General features: G+C 72.3%; 24 protein-coding genes. 12 read left to right on the top strand and 12 right to left on the bottom strand.

Annotated elements, in window-relative coordinates; genetic code table 11:
- Positions 1-66 precede the first annotated feature (66 nt).
- The gene (locus tag SM611_RS06420; protein ID WP_371947969.1) at positions 67-567 is read left to right on the top strand and encodes a MarR family winged helix-turn-helix transcriptional regulator; all 501 of its coding nucleotides are present in this window, start codon (positions 67-69) and stop codon (positions 565-567) included.
- Between the two features lie 4 nt (positions 568-571).
- Here the strand turns inward: SM611_RS06420 and rpsD are convergent, their stop codons facing one another.
- Positions 572-1,177 (bottom strand): 30S ribosomal protein S4, encoded by a 606-nt coding sequence (gene rpsD, locus SM611_RS06415; protein ID WP_371947968.1) that lies wholly within the window; start codon positions 1,175-1,177, stop codon positions 572-574.
- Positions 1,178-1,244: 67 nt separating this feature from the next.
- Here rpsD and SM611_RS06410 point away from each other — a divergent pair, with 67 nt between their 5' ends.
- Positions 1,245-2,015 (top strand): DUF2470 domain-containing protein, encoded by a 771-nt coding sequence (locus tag SM611_RS06410; protein ID WP_371947966.1) that lies wholly within the window; start codon positions 1,245-1,247, stop codon positions 2,013-2,015.
- Between the two features lie 327 nt (positions 2,016-2,342).
- Positions 2,343-3,524 carry a trans-sulfuration enzyme family protein gene (locus tag SM611_RS06405; RefSeq protein WP_371947965.1) on the top strand — a complete coding sequence of 394 codons (1,182 nt, stop codon included), beginning with the start codon at positions 2,343-2,345 and terminating at the stop codon, positions 3,522-3,524.
- A 116-nt stretch (positions 3,525-3,640) separates the two neighbouring features.
- Here the strand turns inward: SM611_RS06405 and SM611_RS06400 are convergent, their stop codons facing one another.
- Together SM611_RS06400 and SM611_RS06395 are read right to left on the bottom strand one after the other, a co-directional pair.
- Positions 3,641-4,804, bottom strand: coding sequence for a DUF5925 domain-containing protein (locus SM611_RS06400; RefSeq protein ID WP_371947963.1), 1,164 nt, complete (start codon positions 4,802-4,804; stop codon positions 3,641-3,643).
- A 42-nt stretch (positions 4,805-4,846) separates the two neighbouring features.
- Positions 4,847-5,635, bottom strand: a complete 789-nt coding sequence (locus tag SM611_RS06395; RefSeq protein WP_371947962.1) for a lysophospholipid acyltransferase family protein — start codon at positions 5,633-5,635, stop codon at positions 4,847-4,849.
- Positions 5,636-5,771: 136 nt separating this feature from the next.
- On the opposite strand from SM611_RS06395, the gene SM611_RS06390 reads away from it, so the two are divergent.
- The gene (locus SM611_RS06390; RefSeq protein ID WP_371947961.1) at positions 5,772-6,632 is read left to right on the top strand and encodes a hypothetical protein; all 861 of its coding nucleotides are present in this window, start codon (positions 5,772-5,774) and stop codon (positions 6,630-6,632) included.
- On the opposite strand, the gene SM611_RS06385 is transcribed toward SM611_RS06390, so the two are convergent.
- The gene (locus SM611_RS06385) at positions 6,629-7,306 is read right to left on the bottom strand and encodes a uracil-DNA glycosylase (RefSeq protein ID WP_371947960.1); all 678 of its coding nucleotides are present in this window, start codon (positions 7,304-7,306) and stop codon (positions 6,629-6,631) included. The two genes, SM611_RS06390 and SM611_RS06385, sit on opposite strands and share 4 nt — an antisense overlap.
- Positions 7,307-7,564: 258 nt before the next feature.
- On the opposite strand from SM611_RS06385, the gene SM611_RS06380 reads away from it, so the two are divergent.
- A complete protein-coding gene (locus SM611_RS06380) occupies positions 7,565-9,010 on the top strand; it encodes a WS/DGAT/MGAT family O-acyltransferase (RefSeq protein WP_371947959.1) in 1,446 nt (481 codons plus the stop codon).
- On the opposite strand, the gene SM611_RS06375 is transcribed toward SM611_RS06380, so the two are convergent.
- Entirely contained in the window at positions 8,997-9,986 is a 990-nt protein-coding gene (locus SM611_RS06375) for a hypothetical protein (protein ID WP_371947957.1), read from the bottom strand. The two genes, SM611_RS06380 and SM611_RS06375, sit on opposite strands and share 14 nt — an antisense overlap.
- An 86-nt stretch (positions 9,987-10,072) precedes the next feature.
- Entirely contained in the window at positions 10,073-11,005 is a 933-nt protein-coding gene (locus SM611_RS06370; RefSeq protein ID WP_371947956.1) for an NAD(P)/FAD-dependent oxidoreductase, read from the bottom strand.
- Positions 11,006-11,069: 64 nt separating this feature from the next.
- On the opposite strand from SM611_RS06370, the gene SM611_RS06365 reads away from it, so the two are divergent.
- Positions 11,070-11,642, top strand: a complete 573-nt coding sequence (locus SM611_RS06365; RefSeq protein WP_371947954.1) for a helix-turn-helix domain-containing protein — start codon at positions 11,070-11,072, stop codon at positions 11,640-11,642.
- Between the two features lie 70 nt (positions 11,643-11,712).
- Positions 11,713-12,951, top strand: coding sequence for an MFS transporter (locus SM611_RS06360; RefSeq protein ID WP_371947952.1), 1,239 nt, complete (start codon positions 11,713-11,715; stop codon positions 12,949-12,951).
- On the opposite strand, the gene ddaH is transcribed toward SM611_RS06360, so the two are convergent.
- Together ddaH and SM611_RS06350 are read right to left on the bottom strand one after the other, a co-directional pair.
- Entirely contained in the window at positions 12,952-13,794 is an 843-nt protein-coding gene (ddaH, locus tag SM611_RS06355) for a dimethylargininase (protein ID WP_371947951.1), read from the bottom strand. It abuts the gene before it with no gap.
- 184 nt (positions 13,795-13,978) lie between these two features.
- Positions 13,979-14,431 (bottom strand): ATP-binding protein, encoded by a 453-nt coding sequence (locus tag SM611_RS06350; protein ID WP_371947949.1) that lies wholly within the window; start codon positions 14,429-14,431, stop codon positions 13,979-13,981.
- A gap of 203 nt (positions 14,432-14,634) precedes the next feature.
- On the opposite strand from SM611_RS06350, the gene SM611_RS06345 reads away from it, so the two are divergent.
- Both SM611_RS06345 and SM611_RS06340 read left to right on the top strand, forming a co-directional pair.
- Positions 14,635-15,933, top strand: a complete 1,299-nt coding sequence (locus SM611_RS06345) for an XRE family transcriptional regulator (protein WP_371947947.1) — start codon at positions 14,635-14,637, stop codon at positions 15,931-15,933.
- 780 nt (positions 15,934-16,713) lie between these two features.
- Positions 16,714-17,181, top strand: a complete 468-nt coding sequence (locus SM611_RS06340; RefSeq protein WP_371947946.1) for a DUF4352 domain-containing protein — start codon at positions 16,714-16,716, stop codon at positions 17,179-17,181.
- Positions 17,182-17,405: 224 nt separating this feature from the next.
- Here SM611_RS06340 and SM611_RS06335 read toward each other — a convergent pair whose 3' ends face one another.
- The 3 genes from SM611_RS06335 to SM611_RS06325 all read right to left on the bottom strand — a co-directional run bounded on the left by SM611_RS06335 (position 17,406) and on the right by SM611_RS06325 (position 19,287).
- On the bottom strand, positions 17,406-17,729 hold the full coding sequence (locus SM611_RS06335) for a type II toxin-antitoxin system PemK/MazF family toxin (protein WP_371947945.1): 324 nt from the start codon (positions 17,727-17,729) through the stop codon (positions 17,406-17,408).
- Positions 17,726-18,034 (bottom strand): hypothetical protein, encoded by a 309-nt coding sequence (locus SM611_RS06330; RefSeq protein ID WP_371947943.1) that lies wholly within the window; start codon positions 18,032-18,034, stop codon positions 17,726-17,728. The genes SM611_RS06335 and SM611_RS06330 overlap by 4 nt, the downstream gene beginning before the upstream one ends.
- 164 nt (positions 18,035-18,198) lie before the next feature.
- Positions 18,199-19,287 carry a methyltransferase domain-containing protein gene (locus tag SM611_RS06325; RefSeq protein WP_371947941.1) on the bottom strand — a complete coding sequence of 363 codons (1,089 nt, stop codon included), beginning with the start codon at positions 19,285-19,287 and terminating at the stop codon, positions 18,199-18,201.
- 474 nt (positions 19,288-19,761) lie between these two features.
- Here SM611_RS06325 and SM611_RS06320 point away from each other — a divergent pair, with 474 nt between their 5' ends.
- Entirely contained in the window at positions 19,762-20,385 is a 624-nt protein-coding gene (locus tag SM611_RS06320) for a DedA family protein (protein WP_371947940.1), read from the top strand.
- On the opposite strand, the gene SM611_RS06315 is transcribed toward SM611_RS06320, so the two are convergent.
- A complete protein-coding gene (locus SM611_RS06315) occupies positions 20,379-21,893 on the bottom strand; it encodes a PucR family transcriptional regulator (protein ID WP_371947938.1) in 1,515 nt (504 codons plus the stop codon). The two genes, SM611_RS06320 and SM611_RS06315, sit on opposite strands and share 7 nt — an antisense overlap.
- Between SM611_RS06315 and SM611_RS06310 the strand changes: the two genes are divergently transcribed.
- Together SM611_RS06310 and SM611_RS06305 are read left to right on the top strand one after the other, a co-directional pair.
- Entirely contained in the window at positions 21,892-23,262 is a 1,371-nt protein-coding gene (locus tag SM611_RS06310; protein WP_371947936.1) for an FAD-binding oxidoreductase, read from the top strand. The genes SM611_RS06315 and SM611_RS06310 overlap by 2 nt on opposite strands.
- A gap of 84 nt (positions 23,263-23,346) precedes the next feature.
- Positions 23,347-24,279 (top strand): DUF2637 domain-containing protein, encoded by a 933-nt coding sequence (locus SM611_RS06305; RefSeq protein ID WP_371947935.1) that lies wholly within the window; start codon positions 23,347-23,349, stop codon positions 24,277-24,279.
- Positions 24,280-24,294 lie beyond the last annotated feature (15 nt).

Here is a 24,294-nt window from a genome sequence, read left to right as displayed (position 1 = left end):
ACGAAAGCGTGCGGGGCGCCGTCATGTTGTGCGTAGACGGCGGGTCGCAGGGCGAAGGCGGGCATCATGTCGACCGTGGCAGAGCAGGACGGGCAGGACGCGGCGGCCGTCCCCGACGAGCTGGTGTACGAGTTCGGCGTGCTGCTGGGCGCGGCGTCGGCGCTGGAGCGGATCGCGGGCCGGGAGCTGGAGCGCCGCTGCGGCATCCGGCACGCGGTCTTCGAGGTGCTGCTGCGGCTGTCCGGCGAGGCGGCCGACCGCCCGCGGTCGATGGGCGGCCTCGCCGGTGAGCTGATCCTGACCAGCGGCGGCATGACCCGCATCGTCGACCGGATGGAGGAGGCCGGCCTCGTCCGGCGCGAACCGTCCCCCGGCGACCGGCGCCGGCAGCTGGTCGCGCTGACCCCGGCGGGCCGCGCGAAGCTGGACGAGGCCCTGCGCGTCCACGCCGAGACGCTGCGGGCGCACTTCGCGGGGCCCCTCACCGAGGACGGGCGCCGCGCCCTGGTGGACGCCCTCAGGACGCTCCGCGCGTCGGCCCGCGAAGAGCTCGGCGACCTGCGTTGAGCGGCTACCGCGAGTAGTGCTCGACGACGAGCTGCTCGTCGCAGACGACCGGGATCTCGTCGCGCTCGGGGAGCCTGGTGAGCCGCGCGGCGAGGGCGTCGTGCCGGACGTCCAGATAGGGCGGGACCTTCTCGGCGTGCCCGCCGGCGGCGGCGATCTGGAACGCGTCCATCGTGCGGCTGCGGTCGGCGATCGTGATGACGTCGCCGGGGCGGAGCCGGTAGGACGGGCGGTCGACGCGGCGGCCGTTCACAAGGACGTGCCGGTGCACGACGAACTGCCGCGCCTGGTAGATGGTGCGGGCGAACCCGGCGCGCAGGACGAGCGCGTCCAGCCGGCGTTCGAGGTCGGCGAGCAGGGCCTCGCCGGTCTTGCCGCCCGCCTTGGCGGCCTTGTCGAAGGCGTTGCGGAGCTGCGCCTCGCGGATGTTGTACTGCGCGCGGAGCCGCTGCTTCTCGCGGAGCCGGACCTTGTAGTCGGACTCCTGCTTGCGGGCGCGCCCGTGCACGCCGGGCGGGTAGGGGCGGGCCTCGAAGTACTTCACGCTCTTCGGCGTGAGCGGGATGCCGAGGGCCCGCGACAGCCGCACCTTGGGACGGGGGTTGTTCATCACACTCCTTAATGGTTAGGTATGCCTAAGTTAGGTAAACCTAACCTGAAACGTCAAGGAGGCAGGGGTGCGGCGAGCGGAGACCACGACCCTGGAGGGACCGGCACCGGCGGAACGGGCCCGGACCCTCGCCTACGGCATCGCGGACGGCGTCCTCGTCGTGCCCCGCGTCCCGGACACGCCCGTCCCGGCGCACGCCACCGACCGCGACGGCAGGCCGCTGCTGCTCGTCCCGGCCGGCGCGCCGGCCGTGGCCAGGCTGTCCGCCGAACCGGACGACTTGCCCGCCACCCTGCGCGTGTCCGACGTCGCGCCGGTCACGTTCGCCGACCGGGTCCGCGGGCGGGCCTGGCTGCACGGCTGGCTCACCGAGGTGCCGGACACCGAACTGCGCGCCGCCGCGCTGCGGCTCTCGCACGTCCACCCGCGTCCCGAACTGCTCGATCTCCGCGCCGGGAAGGACCGCGAGTGGACGGTCCTCGCCCTCGAGGTCGCGCAGGTCGAGATCGACGACGCGTGGGGGAGCGCCGCCCTCGAACCCGAGGAGTACGCGGAGGCCGCGCCCGACCCGTTCGTCGCGATCGAGGCCGGCGTCCTCACGCACTTGGACTCCGCCCACCGGGACGAACTGGCCGCGCTGCTGCCCGAGTCCGTCCCGTCCGGGCCCGTCCGGCCGCTGGCGCTCGACCGGTACGGAATGTGGATGCGCTGCGCCGGACGGTCGCCGGACGTACCCGCGTCGTTCGACGTGCGGCTCGCGTTCGCCGAGCCTGTGAGTGATCTCCACGGTCTCCGCCGCGTCTACCGTCGGCTGTTCGCCCGCGCGGCTCGTGGCTGACCCGTAGTGCGACCCGCCCCGCACCCGCACCGGGACGCCCGGATGGCGGTGATCTCCCGGATGGCGCGGGAGGGGCCCGCCGGGTGATGCTCAGGACTCCGGTCGAAGGATGCCGAGAACGGCGCCTTTGTCCGGGACGATCCTGATCGCCGGCCGGCCCTCGCGGGGTGGGCGGGCGGGCGGCGGGAACCGTACCGGCCAGGGGCGCCCGGCGCCCCCGGCCGGGCCGGTGGTCCGGCCGCGGAGCACGAGACCGGGGGGCGTGGTCCGGGCCACTGGTCGCGATTGGACGTTCCGGGGGCCGCCGAATCCGCGCAGGCTGGAGACATGACCGGACACCATCCGCAGACCCGCGCCGTCCACCCGCCCGTGATCGCTCCCGAGGGGAGCCGGCCGATGGCCGTCCCGATCTACCAGGGCCACCTGTTCGCCTTCGACTCCGCCGACGACCTGGCCGCCGCCTTCGCCGGCCCTGACGAGGCGTTCTTCTACGCCCGGATGGGCAACCCGACCGTCCGCTCCCTGGAACGCGCCGTCACCGAACTCGAAGGCGGCGCCGGGGCCCTCGCCACCGCGTCCGGCATGGGCGCGGTCAACGCGGTCCTGACCGGCCTCCTCCGCAGCGGCGACCACGTCATCGCGCAGACCGCCCTCTACGGCGGCACCTACGCCCTGCTCCGCGACCTCGCCGAACGCTGGGGCGTCGACGTCACCTTCGTCCCCGGCGACGACCCGGCCGAGGTCCGCGACGCGCTGCGCCCCGCCACCCGCCTCCTCTACCTGGAGACGGTCGCCAACCCCACCACCCACGTCACCGACCTGCCGGCCTTCACCGCCGCCGTCCAGGGCACCGACGTGCTCACCGTCGTCGACAACACCTTCGCGCCGCTCCTGTGCCGGCCCATCGACCACGGCGCCGACATCGTCGTCCACTCGGCGACCAAGTACCTGAGCGGGCACGGCGACATCATCGGGGGCGTCGCCGTGTTCGCCGACCCGTCCGTCCACCACCGCGTGTGGAGCCACGCCATCGAGATCGGCTCCACCGCCGACGCGCACGCCGCCTGGCTGACCGTCCGCGGCCTCGCCACCATGCCGATGCGCGTGGCCCGCCAGAGCGCCACCGCCCTGGACCTGGCCACGCGCCTCGCCGGGCACCCGTCCGTCACCCGCGTCCACTACCCGGGCCTGCCCGACCACCCGCAGCACGACGTCGCCCGCCGCCTCCTCCCCGACGGCGCCGGCGGCGTCCTCGCCTTCGAACCGGCCGGCGGCCGGGACGCCGGCCGGGTCTTCTCCGAGGCCGTCGAACTGATCTCCCTGGGGCCGTCCCTGGGCAACATCGCGACCCTCGTCATGCACCCGGCCAGCACCTCGCACCGGCAGATGGACGCGGCGTCCCTCGCCGCCGCGGGCATCGGGGAGGGCACCGTCCGGCTCGCCGTCGGCCTGGAGCACCCCGACGACCTCTGGGCCGACATCACCCAAGCCCTCGCGAAGGCGACCTAGGACCCGTTGATCTGCGGCGAGTTGTTGTTATGGACGCCCCCGAAACAACAACACGCCGCAGATCAACGAACCGGCGGATGTGCCGACGACGCCGGACGCCGCCACGTCCCCGCAGGTTAGAGGTAGAAGCCGGTCGCGGTGGTGGGGCGGTGCTCGCCGTCCGGGCGCGCCTCGCCCTTGCGGAGGGCGACCAGCTCGGCGAGGGTCGCGCCCTCGGCGCCGATCTCGGCGGCGGGGACGTCCGCGCCGTCCAGCCAGGCCAGCGCCTCCGGACGGGTGAGGCGGCCCACCTCGATCTGGGCGAGGCAGCGGCCGGGCCGCACGACGGCCGGGTGCAGCATCGCGAGGTCCTCGTTGGTGGTGATGGCCACGAGGACGTCGCGGCCCTGGCCGAGCATCCCGTCGGTGAGGTTGAGCAGCCGCGACAGGCCCTGGCCGGTCGACTGCTTGGCCTCGCCGCGGATCAGCTCGTCGCAGTCCTCCAGGATGAGCAGCCGCCAGCGGCGGTTCTCGTCCTCGTCGTCGCCGACGGCCACCTCCATGAGGTAGCTCGGGGTGCCGAACAGCGCCTCGGGGTCGAGGACGCAGTCGGCCTGGCACCAGCCGTTCCACGCGCGGGCGAGGGCCCGCAGCGCGGTCGTCTTGCCGGTGCCGGGCGGGCCGTGCAGGAGCAGCAGGCGGCCCGCGACATCCTCGCGGGTGAGGCCCATCACCGCGTCGAGCGCCTCGGCGACCGGCGCGGTGTAGTTGCGCCGGATGTCGTCCCAGGAGTCGGCGGTGATCGCGCGCTCGCTGCGCGAGGGGCCGTGCGTCCCCATGTGCCAGAAGCCCATCTCGACGCTGGTCTCGTCGGTCTTCGGCGGCTCCGTCGCGTCCTTCACGGACGCGTCGAGGACCTCCTCGGCCAGCTCGTCGGTGACGGCGGACACCGCCACGTACGCGGTGCCGCTCTTCCAGCGGTTCGTCAGCAGCGTCCAGCCGTCGCCCTCGGCGAGCACCGACTCCTTGCCCTTCTCGCGCGCGACCCGGACGAGCCGGGCGCCGTCCGGGCGCAGCGGCGCGTCCGCCTTGACGTGCTCAAGCCGCGTCGACCGCGACCAGGGCTGCTCGCCGGACGCGAACGGACGCAGCGACAGCACGTCCATCACGTCGGCGGGCGAGTTGTTGTCGGAGAGGTTGAAGACGACGGGCAGCGCCGGCTCCGCCCCGGGGTCGGCGATGTTCTCCAGGGGCTCGATCAGATGCAGGACCTCCTGCGGCCTCTCCCGCGACATGGTCATGGAGAGAATGATCACGCCGGGAAGCGCGCGGCGTCCAACGATTTAGCCCTGTCCGTCGGCCTCGCGGGCCTCGCGGGCCTCGCGGGCGGCCTTGCGCGCCTCGGCCTCCTCCAGGTCGAGCTTCTCGGCCTCCTCCGGCGTCGGCGCGGTCCCGCCGAGGTAGGCGGGCTGCCACCAGGTCTCGTCCGAGCGCGGGACGTCCGGGTACTCGCGCTGCGCCTTCTCCAGCAGCTCCGCCATCCGGGCGTGCAGCTCCCGCGTGACCGCCTCGTAGTCGTCGCCGCGCTTGGGGTGCATCGGCTCGCCGACGAGGATCGTCACCGGGACGTTGCGCTGGAGCAGCCGCCGCTTGCGGCCCTTCGTCCACATCCGCTGCGGGCCCCAGATCGCGACGGGGACGAGCGGCACCTTGGCGGCGACCGCCATCCGCACCGCGCCGCTCTTGATCTCCTTCACCGTGAACGACCGGCTGATCGTCGCCTCCGCGAAGACGCCGACGATCTCGCCGCTCTTCAGCGCCTTCAGCGCGGCGGCGTAGGACGAGGCGCCCGCGTTCCGGTCGACGGGGATGTGGTGCATGCCGCGCATGAGCGGCCCGCCGATCCGGTTGTCGAAGATCTCCTTCTTCGCCATGAACCGCACCAGCCGCTTGGCCGGATGGGCGGCGAGCCCGGCGAAGATGAAGTCGAGGTAGCTCACGTGGTTGCTGACGAGCACCGCGCCTCCGGTGCTGGGGATCCGGTCGGTTCCCTCCAGACGGAACTTGATGTTCAGGGCTTTGAACACACCGACAGCCGTCTTGATCACCGGTGGGTACACGAGTTCGCGCATGTAGGCACCGTACTTGAGCCGCTCATGATCAGCGAGTGTGCGACCAGGATCGCGATGGATCACACAAGCGGGCCGAGTTCTGAGAAGGTTGGGGGTGTGACGTGATCCGCCGATGGCTGAAGGAGGATGAGCCTTGATGGAACCGTTGGACGCGGCGGCGGACGTGCACGCGCTCATCCGCGACGTGCTGCCCGCCCTGGCGCCCAGCGCCTGGTTCGACCCCGGCACCTCGGAGGTGGTGCTGCCCGTCGGCCGGTCGGAGGCGCGGGCCTCCAGCTGGACGGTGCTGGAGCGGTGCGCCCGCGAGCCCCGCGCGGCCTGGCCCCGGGTGGTCGACGAGTGGGTCCGCGAAGTCGGCGACCGCGCGTTCCTCGCCATCGGTGAGATGGAGCTGTTCGGCGACGTCAGGGAGTTGTTGCGGCTGCGCATAGTGCCGAAGCTCGCGCCCCGCGACCGGGAGGGCCTCGTCGTCGTCCCCGCCGGCGACCACTTCGACGCGATGGTGATGATCGAGCACCCGCGCTACGGCGGCCCGCTCACCAAGGCCCGCGCCGGGCTGCTCGGCCTGCACAAGCTCGGCTATGTGATGACGAACACCCATGACCGCGAGCTGGCGGACGTCGCCGTCCACGACCAGCCGCTCCTGCCGGGACGCGACGTCCGCGTCGTCACCAAGCCGGGCAGCCGCTACGTGTCGGCGCTGCTCAGCGAGGTCGACCAGTTCCTGCCCTGGCCGAACGAGCACGGCGCGCTGGTCGGCGTCCCGTGCCACAGCACGCTGCTGCTGTACCCGATCACGTCCACGGCCGTCCGCGAGGTGCTGCCGGTGTTCGCCGACGTGGTCCGCGAGATGCACGCCGTCGCCGACGACCCGTGCGCGCCCGGCGTCTACTGGAGCCACGGCGAGCGCCGCCTGACCCCCCTCGCCGCCGACGCCCCCACCGAGGGCACCGGCGAGTTCGCCACCCTCCTCCGCCACCTCCCCGAAGAGGGCTAAGGCAGCTTCCAGTCGACGGGCTGGGCGCCCTGCTGTTCCAGGAGCTGGTTCGCTCGGGAGAAGGGGCGGGAGCCGAAGAAGCCGCTGTCGGCGGAGTAGGGGCTCGGGTGCGGCGACTCGACGCAGGGGACGTCGCCGAGCATCGGCTTGAGGTTGCGGGCGTCGCGGCCCCACAGGATGGCGACGAGGGGCCGGCCCCGTCCGGCGAGGGCGCGGATGGCCTGCTCGGTGACCTGTTCCCAGCCTTTGCCGCGGTGCGAGCCGGGCTTGCCGGGCATGACGGTCAGCGACCTGTTGAGGAGGCAGACGCCCTGCTCGGTCCACGGGGTGAGGTCGCCGTTGGACGGTTCGGGGTGGCCGAGGTCGCTGCAGTACTCGCGGTAGATGTTGATCAGGCTCGCGGGCAGCGGCCGGACGTCGGGCGCGACGGAGAAGCTGAGACCGACCGGGTGCCCGGGGGTCGGGTACGGGTCCTGGCCGACGATGAGGACGCGGACGTCGTCGAACGGCTGGGTGAACGCGCGCAGGATGTGCTTCCCGGCGGGCAGGTAGCGGCGGCCGGCGGCGACCTCGGCGCGCAGCCAGTCGCCGGCGGCGGCGATCGTCGCGGCGACGGGCTGCAGCGCCGCCGCCCACCCCGGGTCGACGATCTCGGACAGTGGTCGTGCCGTCATGGCGCACCAGCCTAGACCGGGTGATCACGTCAGCGCCGGTGATCCGCCCTGTCAGTCCGCTTTGTAAAGTTTTCTGACATGATCAGGCCGGGGGTGGTGAAAATCTTGTCCTGGCACCCCCCAAAACACCGCATGAACTGGGTGATACGCCCCGTTAAATCCCTGTTGCTTCCTTCTGGACCACGTTGACCTGCCGCCTGAGAGCGCATAACTCCTAGAGAGGCAGGGCAGGCGCACGAAAGAGCGACGGGACGAGAAATGGGCCAGCTGACCACCGTGGACGCCACCTTCCTCCACGCCGAGACCGACACGACCCACGCCCATATCGCGGGCCTGGGCATCGTCGACGCCATGTCGTGCCCCGGCGGCCGGCTCAGCGTCCCGCTCGTCGCCGAGCTGATCCGCGACCGCGCGCACCTCGCCGCCCGCCCGCTCCGCCAGCGGCTCGTCCAGGTGCCGTTCGGCCTGGACAACCCCTACTGGGAGGACGATCCCGACTTCGAGCCCGAGCGGCACATCACCGAGATCGGGCTCCCGTGGCCCGGGACCGAGCGGCAGCTCGCCGACATCGTCGGCATGCTGCACGAGCAGCCGCTCGACCGCACCCGCCCGCTCTGGGAGATGGTGCTGATCCAGGGCCTGCAGGGCGGCCTGACCGCCGTCTACGTCAAGGTGCACCACGCCGCCGTCGACGGCGTGATGGCCGCCGAGACGCTCGCCGCGCTGCTCGACCTCAGCCCCGAGCCGCGCGAGGTGCCCGCCGACGAGGCCCCGCCCGCCCGCGCCCCCGGCATGCTCGACATGCTCGGCACCGGGCTGCTGCGCACCGCGCTGCACCCCGTCCGGTCGGCGGTGTCGATGGTGCGCACCGCCCCCTACCTGGACGACGTGCCCGGCCTCGGGTCCATCCCGGGCATGGGGCTGGTGGCGTCGGCCGTGCAGGGCGCGCTGCGCCGCCCGGCGGCGCCGAAGGCGCCCCGGATGAGCGCGCCGCCCACCCCGTTCAACCGCCCGATCGGCCGCCGCCGCTCGGTCGCCTGCGGGGAACTGCCGCTCGCCGAGATCAAGGAGATCAGGCGCGGCCTCGGCGGCAGCGTCAACGACGTGGTCATGGCCCTGTGCGCGACCGCGCTGCGGCAGTGGCTCGACAAGCGCGGCGAGCTGCCGGACCGTCCGCTCGTCGCGGCCGTCCCGGTGTCGCTGCGGCGCGGCGGGACGGTGGCGGGGCCGGGCAACCAGGTCTCGATCATGACGGCGCCGCTGGCCACGCACGTCCCGGACCCGGCCGAGCGGTACACCGCCGTCCGGGACGACATGGGCGTCGCGAAGCGGCGGTTCACCCGCTCGTCCGGCGGCTGGGTGCGGGACATCAGCGGCCTCCTGCCCACGCCGCTCGCCGGCGCCGCGACCCGGCTCGCGCTCCAGGCCGCGCCCGCGCTGTCGCTGCGCCCGGTCAACCTGATGATCTCGAACGTGCCGGGCCCGCAGTTCCCGCTCTACCTGTGCGGGGCGAAGGTCCTCGGCTACTACCCGATCTCCGTCGTGAGCGACGTGAGCGGCGGCCTGAACATCACCGTCTTCTCCTACGACGGCAAGGTGAACGTCGGCATCGTCGCCTGCCGCGACCTCGTCCCCGACCCGTCGGAGATCGTGGACCACCTGGTGGACGCGCTGGACGAGCTGAAGGCGCTCAGCCGCGAGTGAGCCCGAGCGCCGCCCGGTGCCGCCACGCCAGGCGCAGCGCGGCGGCGCCGGCCGGCTGCGTCGGCCGCGGGACGGTCCCGTCGAACGGCGCCGTCGACACCGTGCCCTCGTCGTTGACGGCGACCAGCCCGCCGAACAGCTCGCCGAACAGGTCGTCGTCGATGACGACGGACGTGAGGACGTCGAGCGCGAACGTCAGCGGGTCGACGCCGAGCCCGAGGACGTGCGCCCGCAGCCGGCCCTCCGCGCGGGCGGCGGTCATCGCCCGGTGGAAGGGCCACTCGTCCTGGACGAAGTCGTCGCCGTAGTCCTCGTCCGCCCCGAGGAGTTCCTCGGCGTACTCGCGGACCATGCAGGCCCACGGGTCGGGCCGCTCGTCGCGCAGCGGCTGGAAGACCCCGACCGGCATCACCTGGTGGAGCCCGCCCGCGTGCGCCACCTTCGCCGGGTCGCGCCAGTGCAGGACGTACCGGCCGGACGTCGTCACGGTGACGGTCGTGATCGCGCAGAGGGCGGGGCGGCGGGCGAGGTCGCACGGGTCGCCGATCCGGGTGCGCAGGACGTCCGCCCCGGCCGCCAGTTCGTGCGCGACGGCCTCGCCCACGTTCACGCCGTCGAAGTAGCGGGCGGGACCGAAGTGCAGGACGGGCGGGCGGGCGCCGAGAAGCCGGTAGGCCGGACGGTCCTCGAAGACCTTCGGCGGCGCGAGCGCGGCCATGGCCTCGGCGTAGGTCCGGTATCCGTCCGGCAGGCCGTCGGACGGGTCGGCGACGGCGGGCGGTGCGGGCTCTTCGTCCCATTCCACCTGGATGTCGGTGAGCGGGATCGGCGCGTCCGGCACCCAGCCGTCCCGGCAGAGCAACGCCGTCCCCGCGACGCGCGGGACGTCCGGGTAGAGCCCGCTCGCGACCTCCCCGAGCCGCGCTCGGTCGCCGTTCAGCGCCGCCCGTCCCGCGGCCCACTCCCGCTCGTCCATCCGCCCACCCTCCCACCCTCCCACCCGACGTTGAACTGCGGCGTGTTGTTGTTTTCCGGCCGCCGATAACAACAACTCGCCGCAGATCAACGAAGACTGGGGGTGGCGAGTTTGGTGCGTACTTCCGCCTCGATGAGGTCGGCGTTGATCATCGCGGCGGCCATCGAGCCCGCCGCCGCCGCCATGATCACCTGGCCCGCGGGGGTCGCGACGTTTCCGGCCGCCCAGACGCCTTGGACGCCGGTCCGGCCGGTCTCGTCCACCTTCACGAAGCCGTCGTCGCCGAACTCGCAGCCGAGGTCGGCCAGCGGGCCGTCCTTGGCGACCCAGGTCGGCGCGACGAACACGGCATCGCACGGGAGGAGGGACCCGTCCGCCAGCTCGAAGCCGGTGACGCGGTCGTTCTCGACGACGAGGCGCCGCGCCTCCGCCTCCACGACGCGGACGCCGCGCACGTCCAGGCGGGCCGCGTCCTCGCCCTCCGGCGCCTTCGCCGCGAGGAACGTCACGTCCGGCGACCACTGCCGCAGCAGCGACGCCTGGTGGACGGAGTTCGGCGACGAGGCCAGCACGACGATCCGCTGGTCGCGGACCTCCCAGCCGTGGCAGTACGGGCACATCTGCACCTCCCGTCCCCACCGGTCCTGGAGGCCGGGGACGTCGGGCAGGACGTCGGTCACCCCGGTGGTGACCAGCAGCCGGCGCCCGCGCAGGGTGCTCCCGTCGGCGAGGGCGACGGTGAAGCCCGCGGCGGCGTCGCCGGCGGCGTGCTCGACCGTCCCGGAGACGATCTCGCCGCCGTAGCCGCGCACCTCGGTGCGGCCGGTCTCCAGCAGCAGGGCGGGCGGCATGCCGTCCCGGGTGAGGAACCCCTGCATGTGCTCGGCCGTCGCGTTGCGGGGCTCGCCCGCGTCCACGACGGTGACGCTCCGGCGGGCCCGGGACAGGACGAGCGCGGCGCTCAGCCCGGCCGGCCCGCCTCCGATGATCAGTACGTCTCGTTCGTTGTCGTCAGCCATGCCGCGAGGATGCGCGACGCTTCGCGGATTTGACAAACATCTTTGCTGAAACTGCAATAGGGGCATGGACACGACCGAGGACGTCCTCGCCGAAGTCGGGCCGAGGCTGCGCAGGCTGCGGCAGGAACGCGACATCACCCTCAGCGCGCTCGCCGAGGCCACCGGCATCTCGGTGAGCACGCTGTCGCGGCTGGAGTCGGGCAAGCGGCGGCCGAGCCTGGAACTGCTGCTGCCGCTCGCGCAGGCGCACGGGGTCCCGCTGGACGAGCTGGTCGGCGCCCCGTCCGTCGGCGATCCGCGGATCAGGCCGCGGCCCCAGAAGATGGGCGACCTGACCGTGCTGCCATTGACGAGGCGGCCCGGCGGGGTGCAGGCGTTCAAGATGATCGTCCCGGAGCGGACGCCGGACCCCGAGCCGCGCGCCCACGAAGGCTACGAGTGGCTGTACGTCCTGAACGGGCGGCTGCGCCTGCACCTCGCCGGCCGCGACCTGATCCTGGAGCCGGGCGAGGCCGCCGAGTTCGACACCCGGCTGCCGCACTGGTTCGGCGCCGCCGCCGGGACGACCGAGGTGCTCAGCCTGTTCGGTCCGCAGGGCGAGCGGATGCACCTGCGGGCCAGGCCCCGGCAGAAGTGACATAACTTGGTTGTCCGTGCAGACCGCCCGACCTCCCCAGGATTGCCCGGACCGCCCCAAAGCCGCCCGCATGGCGTGGGTGCTGTGGGGCGTCGGCGTGCTCGCCTACGCGGTCGCGGTCCTGCACCGGACGTCCTTCGGCGTCGTCGGCCTGGACGCCGTCCGCCGGTTCGACGCGTCCGCCGGGATCCTCGCGTCCTTCACCGTCCTGCAGCTGCTCGTCTACGCGGGCCTGCAGATCCCGGTCGGCCTGCTGCTCGACCGCGTCGGCCCGCGCCGGATGGTCGCGGGCGGCGCGCTGCTCATGGCCGCCGGGCAGGCGCTCATGGCCGTGTCCACCGGCATCGGGACCGCCGTCGCCGCCCGCGTCATGGTCGGCGCGGGCGACGCGATGACCTTCATCAGCGTCCTCGGCATCGTCGCGACCTGGTTCCCCGGACGGTACGTCCCCGTCGTGACCCAGCTCACCGGGCAGCTCGGGCAGCTCGGGCAGGTGCTCAGCGCCATCCCGTTGGTCGCCCTCCTGCACGGGCCCGGCTGGGGCACCGCGTTCGGGTCGGCGGCGGCGCTCGGCGTCCTCATCGCGCTGCTGTCGGTCGCCGTGCTGCGGGACGGGCCGGGGCACGCCGACGTCCCCACCCTCCGCGAGACCGGCACGAACCTCGTCGAGGCGTGGAAGCATCCCGGGACGCGCCTCGGCCTCTGGTCGCACTTCGTGACGCAGTTCTCGTCCAACACGTTCGCGCTGATGTGGGGCTACCCGTACCTGGTGTCGGGGCAGGGCATGAGCCCGGCCGCCGCGTCCACGCTGCTGACGGTGTTCGTGCTGGTCAACGTCGTGTCCGGGCCGTTCATCGGACGGCTCGTCGCCCGCTACCCGCTGCGCCGGTCGTGGCTCGTGCTCGGCATCGTCGGGATGAACGCGGCGGCCTGGGCGGCGGTCCTCGCCTGGCCGCCGCCCGCCCCCGCCTGGCTGCTGGTGCTGCTCGTCCTGTGCGTCGCGCCCGGCGGCCCCGGCTCGATGATCGGCTTCGACTACGCCCGGACGTTCAACCCGCCCGGACGGCAGGGCACCGCGACCGGCATCGTCAACGTGGGCGGCTTCATCGCCTCCCTCGTGACGATCATGCTCATCGGGCTCGTCCTGGACGCCCTGTCGCCCGAGGGCGAGTTCACGCCCGAGGCGTTCCGGGCCGCGTGGACCGTCCAGATCGGGATCTGGGCGATCGGCCTCACCGGCGTCCTGCGGACCCGCACCCTGGCCCGCCGCCACGTCGGCCTCGCCACCGGGCGCCGCCGGCGCCGCTGATCAGGCGCGCAGCTCCAGCGTGCAGCACTTCGGCCCGCCGCCCGCCTTGCGCAGCTCGGACAGGTCCACCGGAACCGGCTCGTACCCGTGGCTCCGCAGCGCCGCGATCAGCCCGGTCGCCTCGGCGTTGACGACGACGTTGCGCCCGTCGCACACCGCGTTCAGGCCGAGCACCGCCGCGTCCTCCTCCGCCGCGAGGATGGCCTCGGGGAACAGCCGCTCCAGCACCGCCCGGCTGCCCGGCGAGAACGCGCCGGGATAGTAGGCGACGTTGCCGCCGCCGAGCGGGAACAGCGCCGTGTCCAGGTGGTAGAAGCGCGGGTCGACGAGCCGGAGCGTCACCACGGGACGTCCGAGGAACTCCTGCGCCTCCTGGTGGGCGGCGAGATGCGTCCGGAACCCCGTCCCCGCCAGGATCACATGGTCGAGCGTGAGGAAGTCGCCCTCGCCCTCGTTCGTGTGCTGGGGCTCCAGCACCTCGGAGAACCCGTTCTCCCGCATCCACGCCGCGTACGCGGGGCCTTCCGCGTGCCGCTCGGGATGGGTGAACTTCGCCCCGTAGACGCGTCCGCCCACGACCAGCGCCCCGTTCGCCGCGAACACCATGTCGGGCAGCCCCTCGATCGGGTCGATGAGGCTGACCTCATGCCCGAGCGCGAGATAGGCGTCCCGCAGCGCCTCCCACTGCGCGACGGCCCGCCCGGCATCGGCGCCGGCCGCCGGGTCCATCCACGGGTTGATCGCATAGGTGACGGCGAAGTGCTCGGGACGGCACATCAGGAAATGCCGCCGCAGCGCACTGCGCTCCACGGTGCTCGGCTCCATCGCCGGCAGGACGGTCATAGGTGTCTCCAAGGACATCCGAGAGGGGGGATCGACTGATCGAAAGCCTAGGAACGAAGCGCACGCAATCCAATGCGCCAACCTTGCTCCCACCTGGCACTTCATTGCGTCCTAAGGCCCAGAACGCACGATTCGTTGCGTGGCCCCGCCGACCGCCGCGACCTCGCCCTCCGCGTCGGGCTCCTCACCGCTCCAGGACCTGCACCCACCACACGGTCTTGCCGCCGTCCTTGGCTGGAAGCCAGCCCCACCTGTCGGCGCACGCCGCGACAACGGCCATGCCCCGGTGCCCTTCGTCGGTCTCGGCCGCGTCCACGACCCGGGGCACACCGGGCGCGGGGTCGGTCACGTCCACCCGCAGCCGTCCGTCCATGATCCCGACCCGCACCTTGACGACGCGGCCGACCCGCAGCTCGTCCCGCACATGCCGGACGGCATTCGTGACGACCTCGGAAGTGAGGAGCACCGCGGTATCGATGTCGTCCTCGGCGAGGCCCCACCTGACCAGCACGTCCCGAACCGCCCGCCGGGCAGCCCCCGGCGCCCGCTCGTCCAGCCCCCACGCATACGTCCGCGCCGCCTGGCTCGCGCGTGTGATGCCGCCCCGCCGCAACAGGGTGCGCCTACGATCGGCCATGGGTCCGACCTCCGTTGTCGGATCAAGGCCCCGGCGCAGGTGGTCGCTCACCGGCCGGGGCCGCCTCGTCCTTCTCGGACGCAGGACACGGCGTCCTGCCTAACTCAGTGAAACCGTGCGCACACGGACTGAGAAAGGCGACAATGGAGGCGTTGCAGGGACACAAGTCCGCCCGTCTCCCCGGTCGAAGGGTGCCCGTCCCCATGACTGATCATCCGCGCCCCCAGTGGGCGGTACGCCTCGAAGCCGAACGCCGCGCCCGCGGCTGGGGCCCGTTCAAGGCGGCCCGCCGACTGTACGCCGCCGCCGGCATCGACCACCCCGACCTGAGCCAGGTCAAGAACCTCTCCCGGCAGATCAACCGCCACGAGAAAGGCGAGGTCTTCCCGTCCGACTGGGGCTCCGCCTACGCCACCGCCTTTGGAATGGAGGAAAAGGACCTATTCGGGCAGGAATCGACTGATCAGACGGTGGGTACCGTAAACCCGAGCCCCATTCCCGACGACGGGAACGATGACGTGAAACGCCGCGCCGCTCTCCAGCTCCTCGCCGCCCTGGGCGCCGGAACCGCCGTCCCGCCGGGAACCCTGGAGGAGATCCTCTCCGGCATCGACCGTGTCACTGGCGGGGGCGTCGACCTGGATGAATGGGAACAAACGGTCTACGAGTACGGCCAGAAAGTGGTGACCCGGCCGACGGGATCATTGGTCGGCGACCTTACGGCCGACATCATCGCGGTGGGACGTCTGCTCGACCGGGCACCCACGGGACAAGAGCAGACCGGCCTCCTGAGGGTGAGTGCGGGCCTTTCCGGCCTACTGGCGATCGTGCTGGGTGATGCCGGCGAAGAGCGTTCTGCCCGAATCACTTGGGGCACTGCCCGCCGTGCCGCCGACAAGTCGGGTGACCGTGACCTACAGGTGTGGACGCGCGGAAGAGCGGCGCAGGACGCGTTCTGGGCGGGTAGGTCGGATCAGTTCGTCGTCTGCCTGATCGACGAGGCCATAGCACTTTCGAACGGGACATCCTCAGCTGGACTGGCCCGAGCGTATGCCGCCCGTGCCTACATGGCGGCCGACAAGGGGGACGACCTTGTGGCGCTCGCCTCCTTGAACAAGGTCAAGAAAATGGCCGAGCGGCTGCCCGACGGAAGCCAGACCGTCCTGGCGTTCCGTGAAAGCCAGCTTCGCTGGACGGAATCGTACGTCCTGACCCGCACTGGCAACTCCCAAGCCACGAACGTGCTCGAACAGGCGATCAGCTGTTACCCGCCCTGCTCCGTTGTGCCGGTCAAGAACTTGTCGCTGATGCGGGCCGAGGCACTCGTCCGGGCTCGGGACATAGACACGGGACTGCAAGAAGCCGTATCGGCTCTCCAAGAACACCCTGAACATCTAGCGGCCGGCACGGGCGCACTCGCGGCCCACGTCTTCGCTGCCCTCCCGGCTCAGGCACGTGCACTACCGGCAGCCCAAGAACTCCGCGCCCTGACGCCCGCCTGAACGCCGTGCGGGAGCTACGAGCGCCCGTGCACGCCCGAGCTGGGCGTGGTAAGCGCGGCCGATTGCTGCGCGCACTCTCCGAAGAGGCGGGGGCGCTCCCCGCGGTGCGGGAGTTGCGGGCCCTCGCGTCCGTCTGACTCCAGCCCGGCGGCGCGCGGCCGGTTGCCGCGCGCCCTGTCCGATAAGGCACGGTCACTCCCGATGGGAGTGGGAGCCGGGGCTTCACGGCGACCTGGCGCGCGGGTGCGGCCGTATGGACGGCCGGTTGCTGCGCGTGGTTCCGAGGAGGCGTGGGCGCTGCCCTTGGCTCGCGTGTCGTGAGCCCTTACATCGGCCTGGGCTTGCGTGCGGGCCTGTGCGGTCGTGGCGGTGTCGGCGGCGTGGTGCTGGACGTCCCCGTGGACGCAAGACGTTGCGTGACCGGTCGGCCGACGCGATCGCCTGCGGACGGCGCGTGGGCCGCAGCGGTGAGGCCAGTAAGGCGAATGACCGGGGTTGCCCTGGGGTGGGTGGATCACTGGGTTCTGTTGCCAATGCTCAGGCGGAAGTTTCCGGGTTGGGACGGTCGGCTTGGTTGGGAACCGAAGCGGCCGAATCTTGTGCGGGCGTGTTGAACGCAGGGGCTCCCAGTTGCATCCGGGCGCGGGTCGTGGACGCTGCCCCGGCCGGAAGGCGGGGTGAGTATTCGCACGTCAGCGGGTAAATGACTGGCGGAGTGCCCACTCATAGAACGATGGGGATCCCCTCACTCCGGACCACTGCCAGGACCGAGGGGAGATCATGAAACGCATCGCCGTGATTGCCTTCGCCGTCATCATCCTTGCCGCCACCGGTTGCGGCACTGACGAGGAAGGCGCCCAGGTTCAGCCTTCCGGGTCCGGGAAGGCAACGGGGTCAGAAAAGCCGAATGCCAAGCGTATCCCGGTTAAGCTGTCGGTAAAGAAGACGACATTCCACGCGGGCGCGCTCGCCGAAGGCGACAACTACACGAGTGTGAGAGTCACGGTCACCAACCGCACGGGCAAGGTGTTGGACATCAACCCGCTGTTCTTTGCGATCACTGACACGAGCGGCACCCGGCACGAGGCCGATGCTCTCGGCGCTGATGACCGGGAGATCGACACGACCAAGCTGCAGCCAAACGAGAAAGCGACAGGTACCGTCACCTCCAGCGGGACGTACACACCGAGCAAGGTGACCTTTACGAAGGACGGGTTCGGTACCGCCTACGTGGCAGAGGTCGGCTGACGGAACGGCTCAGAACCCACTGACCTGCGACTGTTCGACGCGATGTTGATCGATGGCGGCTCCGCAGGCGCGTAGTTGCCGCGCCTGAGCGGTGCGGCGTACTCGCCGCCGATCAGGTCGACGGGGCGAACGACAGGGTGGGGCGGTCGGCTTCCGGCGAGGGACAGGAGGCACACCGTGGAGGGGCTGAGGGGAATTCGCAGATCTCCCTGGGGGAGGGAGAGTCAGAGCGCCAACGCGTGTCGCAATGCCCGGCCGACCTCCATCATTGTGGGCATTGACAGCGCGCCGAGATCGGCGACGACCTGGTCTCGGTACAGCGGGCCGAGGTCGTCGCAGTTGACATACCCCGTGAGTGGGTCACTGGCGCACAACGGGGCCCAGGACGGCAAGTCCCGGCGAGTGGTGGTGATCCGCGCGACCAGGCAGTCACCGATGGCGTTGTTGCGGGCATTGTTGGACACCACGAGCCATGGCTTGAGCCCGTAACCGAGATCGGCACGATAGACCCGGCCACGGACAGGGATAACGGTGGGGGCGGCGTTCACGCTTTCGTCTCACCATCCGTCTGGCCGCCACGGTCCCACCCACGGCGGGCGGTGCGGTAAGCGCGGTCCTCGTCGTCCATCTCGGCCGCCCATGCCGCGTACCCGGTAGCCGCCACCTGCTGGGTTACCGCCTCTCGTCCCGCGCGGACCAGTGCGGCGAGGATCTCTGCGTCGGAGGCGCCGGCGTCCAGTTGCTGGCCGATGAGTTGCCCCAGAGCCTGACGCTCGGGGCTGACGGGGGCGTGTAGGCGCTCCAGTACGGCGACGTCCTCGGGGCCCATCGGGACGCTCTTGCGAACACTCATGCAGCTGAGGATACAGCATGATGTGCAGTATCTAATGCTGCAAATAATGCTGCATGATCGATTTCGGGAGACGACCGTCGCCACGTCGCGCCGTGCCCGGTCGTCGGTTGGGAGGCCTCTGGCGAGCTTGGCTCGTAGCTGCGTCGGGGCTGGCGTCGAGGGCGTCATGACGCGTCGATCCTGTGCTCGTCCGTGTCGAGCCAGACGTATTGGCCGAGCGGAGTGACGGTCAGGCCCCATCGATCAGCGGTCGGACGATCTAGGCCGTCCCACCACCCGTAGGCCGCCTCCACTTCGCGCCACAAATCGCGGGCACCTGACTGGCGGACCGGGAACTTCTCCGCGCCGGGCGCGTAGTCCAGGCGCGCCCATGAGCCTGACCATGGGTCGACGAGCCACACGGTGTAAGACCCGTCGTCGTGGTGGGTGACGATCGGTTTGCAGTGCGGCACCTTGAGGCCGATCGCAAGCGAGGCGTCGTATTCGCCGAGGAACTCGTAGGGGTGCAGGTGCGTGAACGACCGGTGTGCTTCTGCGCTGTCGTGCACGTCACGTTCCAGTAGGGCGCGCTTGCCGCGCTGGGCGCGTAGACGCATGAACGCCGCGTTCCCCACGATCCGTCCGCGCATGTCGCCCTCCGGTGACACCGCGAACGACACGAGAGCACCATTGTGGAAATCGGTGGTCCACGGCACCAGTACGCGTCCTCCCGGCCGTGCCTGCTCCGCCCACGCGTAGGGCACCCGCTCGGCGGCGACCGTCGCGATGACCCGGTCGAACGGCGCCCCCGGAGGATGCCCCCGCGCGCCGTCTCCAGTCACCACGGTGACCTTGTAACCGGCTTCCCGCAGCGCCCGCCGGGCATGGCCGGCGACCACCGGGTCCACTTCTACCGAGGTCACGCGGTCGGCTCCGAGCCTTTCGGACAGCAGTGCGGCGTTCCACCCCGTCCCGGTGCCGATCTCCAGCACCGACATGCCCGGCTCGACGTCCAGAGCCGCCAGCATCTGCGCCACCACGTCCGGGCGGCTGGCCGAACTGGTGATCTCGTGGCCGACCCGACCGGGCGCCGACGGGACACCGTCGTCCACCTGCGTGACCACGAAATCGTTCCGGTAGCACAACTCCAGCCATGTGGCCTCATCGGCGGACCGATCCACGGGCGTCAGGAGGCCGCCGTCCTGGACCCACACCGTGTCCGGGATGAACCTGTGCCGCGCGACCTTCTCGAACGGCCCGCGCCACTCCGGCACCAGATCGCCCGTCCCGGTGAGCTCCGAGACGAGCCGTGCCGACAGCTCTGCGGGATCGGCCACTATTTCCCCTTCTCGTGTTTCCCGCCGCCGGGCGGGTTCTGGGGGTCCGGCGGCGGGACCGGCTTGTCCCACTTGCCGTCTCCATCCTTCTTTTCATCGTGTTTGCCCACTCGAACTTCTCCTTTCGCAGTCGGCACGGCCGACGGTCTCGCGTTCACTCATCGAAGTCGAGCGGTCACCGGTGAGGCAAGGTGGCGATGGGGACACGTTCGCATGACAGGTTCAGCCCTCCATGTCCTGCAAGCTCGGCGTCGCCGCCGCCGACGACACGAACCGCAGCGTCGTCCTGGGCCTGCGGCGGGCGCCGGGTTGGCGGGGGTGCGCGGGGTAAGGGGAGGAAGGACACGGGGGGTTTGGCAGGTCGCGGGCGTATGCGGCGCCGTGGGCTGCGCGTTGGGGGGCGCGGGAAAGGTGTTCGACTCGGTCACGTCGTGGTTGGGGGGCCTGTCCGGGCCGGTCGTGTACGGGGTCGTCGGCGGTCTGGTGTTCTGCGAGGACGCTCTGTTCTTCGGCTTCGTCCTGCCCGGCGAGACCGCGGTCGTGCTCGGCGGGGTCCTCGCCGGGCGGGACCGGGTCTCGATCGTCTGGCTGTGCGCGATCGTGGTCCTCGCGGCGGTCGTCGGGGACTTCGTCGGCTACCTGATCGGCCGCCGGGCGGGTCCCGCGATCCTCGACTCGCGTCCGCTCCGTCCGCACCGCGACCGCGTGGACAAGGCACGCGATCTGATCCGGCGCCGGGGCGGCGTCGCCGTCTTCCTCGGGCGGTTCATCGCGTTCTTCCGCGCGATCATGCCCGCGCTGGCGGGAGTGTCCCGCATGCCCCGTCACGTGTTCCTGCTGTTCAACGCCGCCGGGGGGCTGCTCTGGGGCGTCGGCTTCGCCCTGCTCGGCTACTTCGCCGGGAACGCCTACACCCGCATCGAGCACGAGGCCGGCCGGGACGTCGCGATCGCCGTCGCCGCCGCCGTCGTGATCGCCCTGGTCGTCTGGCGGGTGCGCAGGAGGCGCGCGGAGCGCCGCGACCGCGGTCAGTGACGGACGCCGAGGGCGGAGAGCTGGAGGCGGAGCGCCAGGCGGGTCCGGGCGGAGGTGAGGTCGAGCGGGGTCACCTCGGTCATGCGGCGGAGGCGGTGGCGGAGGGTGTTGGGGTGGACGTCCAGCGCCTGCGCGGTGCCCTTCGTGTCGCCGTAGTGGTCGAGCCAGGCGGCGAGGGTCGGGAGGAACGCCGTCCCGTGGGCCTCGTCGTGGGCCCGGAGGGCGGGGAGGGGGCCGCCGAGCAGGCCCGCGTCGACCCGCGCGGCCTTTCCGGCGCGTTCGACGATCACGGCGTCCCAGGCGTCCTCCAGGCGGACCAGGCCGGGGGACAGGCGGCCGGACGTGATGAGGCCGTCCAGCTCGGCGGCCTCCGATCGGGAGCGGGGGAGGCCGGACGGGGAGTGCGCGAGGCCGCCCGCCGCCGCGTACAGGTCGCGGTCGTGGGCCCGGACCTCGGTGAGGACGGTGCGCAGCCACGGCATCGATCCGGCTTCGCCGCGCGTGCGCGGCGGGTCGGCGAGGACGGCGTAGAGGGCGCCGTCCAGGTCGGTGAGGAGGGGGCGGTGCCAGCCGAAGCGGTGCGTGATCGCCTCCCACAGGTCGAGGCGGTGGCGCAGGTCCTCGCCGCCGCCGAGGACCACGGCCCGGCACGGCGGCTCCGCCGGGACGGGGGCGCCGTCCCGCAGCGCGGCGCGCAGCTGGTCGGCGGACACCCGGCGCGCGACGCCCGCCTCGGCCCGCACGCGCAGCAGGTGCAGGGCGACGACGGACGCGAGGTCGGTGAGCCGCCGGACGCGGTCCGGCGGGATCGGCGTCCGCGCCACCACCCAGATCGAGCCGAGCCACTCGCCCCCGGCGCGCACCGGGATGACGAGCCGCGGCAGCATCTCGTCCGGCCCCGCCGGGACGAAGATCGGGTCGGCGGAGCGGGCCAGCTTCCGGAACACCCCGCAGGCCCGCAGATGGGCGATGACCTGCGGCGGGACACGGCGGCCGACGATCGTGGAAACGCGGGCGGGGTCGGTGGTGTCCTGGCGGCCGGAGTAGGCGAGGACGCGGGAGCGGGCGTCTTCGAGGGTGACCGGGGCGTCGGCGATCTCGGCGGCGGTGTCGGCGAGGGCGAACAGGTCGTCGCCGGACGGCTCGGTGAGCGGCGCGTACGCGCGGTCGATGGCGCCGCGCACCAGCCAGACGACGTGCGTCCACGAGGTGTCGGGCTGGAGTTCGACGAGCGCGGGCCCCAGCCCTTGCGCCGCGGCGACCGTTTCGGGGGCGACGGGCGCCTTCAGGACGACGCCGGCGGCGCCGGCCGCGTCCGCGCGTTCCAGCAGCGCCACGGCGGCGGCCGGGCCGGACACGCCGACGCCGAGGACGATCTCGCCCGGCCGCCCCGCCGCCTCGCCCGGCTCCGCGAGCACGACGTCGTGCACCTGCTCGCCCCGGCCCGGCGTCACCAGCCGGAGCAGCCCCAGCGAGTCGACGAGGTCGGCCACGTCGAGCTTCACCATGCGTCCATTGTGCCGTTCGCACGATGGTGCCCCACGAGATTGGCCGAACACGACAGGGACGACGGACCGGGACGCGGCGCACCATCGAAGTGATACGCGTGTGAAGAGGAGAGGAGTCGCCATGGCCGCCGAGCCGCGCCGAGTCGCCGTCGTGGGCGCCGGCATGGTGGGGCTGTCCACCGCCTGGTTCCTGCAGGAGCACGGCGCCGACGTCACCGTGTTCGACCGCCGGGACGTCGCCGCGGGCGCGTCCTGGGGCAACGCCGGGTGGCTGACGCCCGGCCTGGCGACCCCGCTGCCGGAGCCGGCCGTCCTGTCCTACGGCGTGAAGGCCGTGCTCAGCCCGTCCTCGCCGGTCTACGTCCCGCCGAGCGCGAACCCCCGCCTGCTGCGGTTCCTCGCCGGGTTCGCGCGCAACAGCACGGCGGCCAGGTGGCGGCGCGCGATGGAGGCGCTGGTGCCGATCAACGGCCGGGCGCTGCCGAGCTTCGACGCGCTGCTGGACGGCGGCGTCAAGGCGGAGACGAACGACGCCGGTTCCTTCCTCGCCGCGTACCGGACGGCCGCGGAGCGGCGTGTCCTGCTGGAGGAGATCGAGCACATCCGCGCGGCCGGCCAGGCCCTGGAGTACGAGGCGCTCACCGGGGACGAGGCCCGCCGCCTGGAGCCCGCCCTCTCCGCGGAGATCGGCGCCGCGATCGTGCTGCGCGGCCAGCGGTTCATCGACCCGGGCGCGTTCGTGCACGCGCTCGCCGACTCCGTCCGCGACCGGGGCGGCAAGATCCGGACGGGCGCGGCCGTCACCGAGATCGGCCACCAGCGGGGCAGCGTCTCCGTCCGCACGACGGGGAGCGACTCCGAGAAGTTCGACACGGTCGTCCTGGCGAGCGGCGTGTGGCTCGGCGACCTCGCCCGGCCGTTCGGCGTGCGCTCCCTCGTCCAGGCGGGCCGCGGCTACAGCTTCAGCGTGCCGATGGACCGCGTGCCGGACGGCCCCGTGTACTTCCCCGCGCAGCGCGTCGCGTGCACGCCCCTCGGCGACCGGATGCGCGTCGCCGGGATGATGGAGTTCCGCCGCCCCGAGGCGCCGCTCGACCGGCGCCGCGTCCAGGCGATCGTCGAGGCCGCCCGCCCGCTGCTGCGCGGCGCCGACCTCGACTCCCGGCAGGACGAGTGGGTCGGCTCGCGGCCCTGCACCCGCGACGGCCTCCCGCTGATCGGCGCGACCCGCTCGCCCCGCGTCTTCGCCGCCGGCGGCCACGGAATGTGGGGCATCACACTCGGCCCGGCCACCGGGCGGCTCCTCGCCGAGCAGATCGTCACAGGTCGGCGCCCGCGCGAACTCGACCCGTTCAGCCCGCTCCGCTGACGACTGGGGGATATTGCCGGTTTCGTCCGGGGCGGCGCTGTACCGTCACGGGGTGATCGAGAACCCCGTGACGGGAGGGACGCGATGGACGAGCCGCGCACGATCATGCCGCTGAACCGGGCCCAGCGCGTCCTGGCCGGGGTCGGCGGCCTGTTCTTCGCCGGGCTCGCCGCGCTGGGCGGCTACGGCTCGTTCGCGTCCGTCCGGGACGTCGCCGAGCCCTGGTTCGGCGGGCAGGCGTGGATCGTCCCGGCCGGGGTCGACCTCGGCATCCTCGCGCTGGTCTCCGTCGCGCTGCTGCTCGAATGGCTGGCCATGCCGATGCCGGCGCTGCGCTGGACAGCGTTCGCCTTCACCGCCGCCACCGTCTGGCTGAACGTCTCCGCCGCCCACGGCGACGTCACCGGCATGGTCATGCACGCCGCCATGCCGATCCTGTTCATCACGTTCATCGAGGCCGTCCGGCACGCCATCCGCCGCCGCGCCGGGATCGCGGCCGGGACCGTCCGCGAAGGCGTTCCCGTCGCCCGCTGGCTGCTGGCCCCGATCTCGACCTTCCGCCTGTGGCGGCGCATGGTCCTGTGGCAGATCACGTCCTACCCGCAGGCGCTGGCCGCCGAGCAGCGCCGCCGCCACGCCCTGGCCCTGCTGGACGACCATTACGGCCGCAAATGGAAGAGCAGGGCACCCGCGGACGTCGTCTGGATGCTCAAGGACGGCGTCATGCTCGACCAGGCGCTGAGCCGCGTCACCGACCTGACGGCCCCCGAACCGGAACCCGAGCCGCGGCCTCAGTCGCAGGTCCGGCCGCCCGCTCCCGAGCCGAAGGCCCCGCCGAAGCCGCGGAAGGCGAGCGTCCCGCGCAGCGTGGCGACCGACAACGAGGCGCGGGCGCTCTCCATCATCGACGCCGAGCCCGACATCACCGGCGCCGAACTGGGCCGGCGCCTGAACATCAGCGCCCGGCAGGGCCAGCGTCTCCTGAGCCGCCTCTCCAGCCCGGCGCCCACGTCCTGAACGCGGACATAGGTG

Origin of the sequence: Actinomadura monticuli, from assembly GCF_041463655.1 — a bacterium.
Taxonomy (GTDB): domain Bacteria; phylum Actinomycetota; class Actinomycetes; order Streptosporangiales; family Streptosporangiaceae; genus Spirillospora; species Spirillospora monticuli.
The sequence above is the reverse complement of the archived record's forward strand: the minus strand, read 5'-3'. Positions and strand labels throughout refer to the sequence as shown.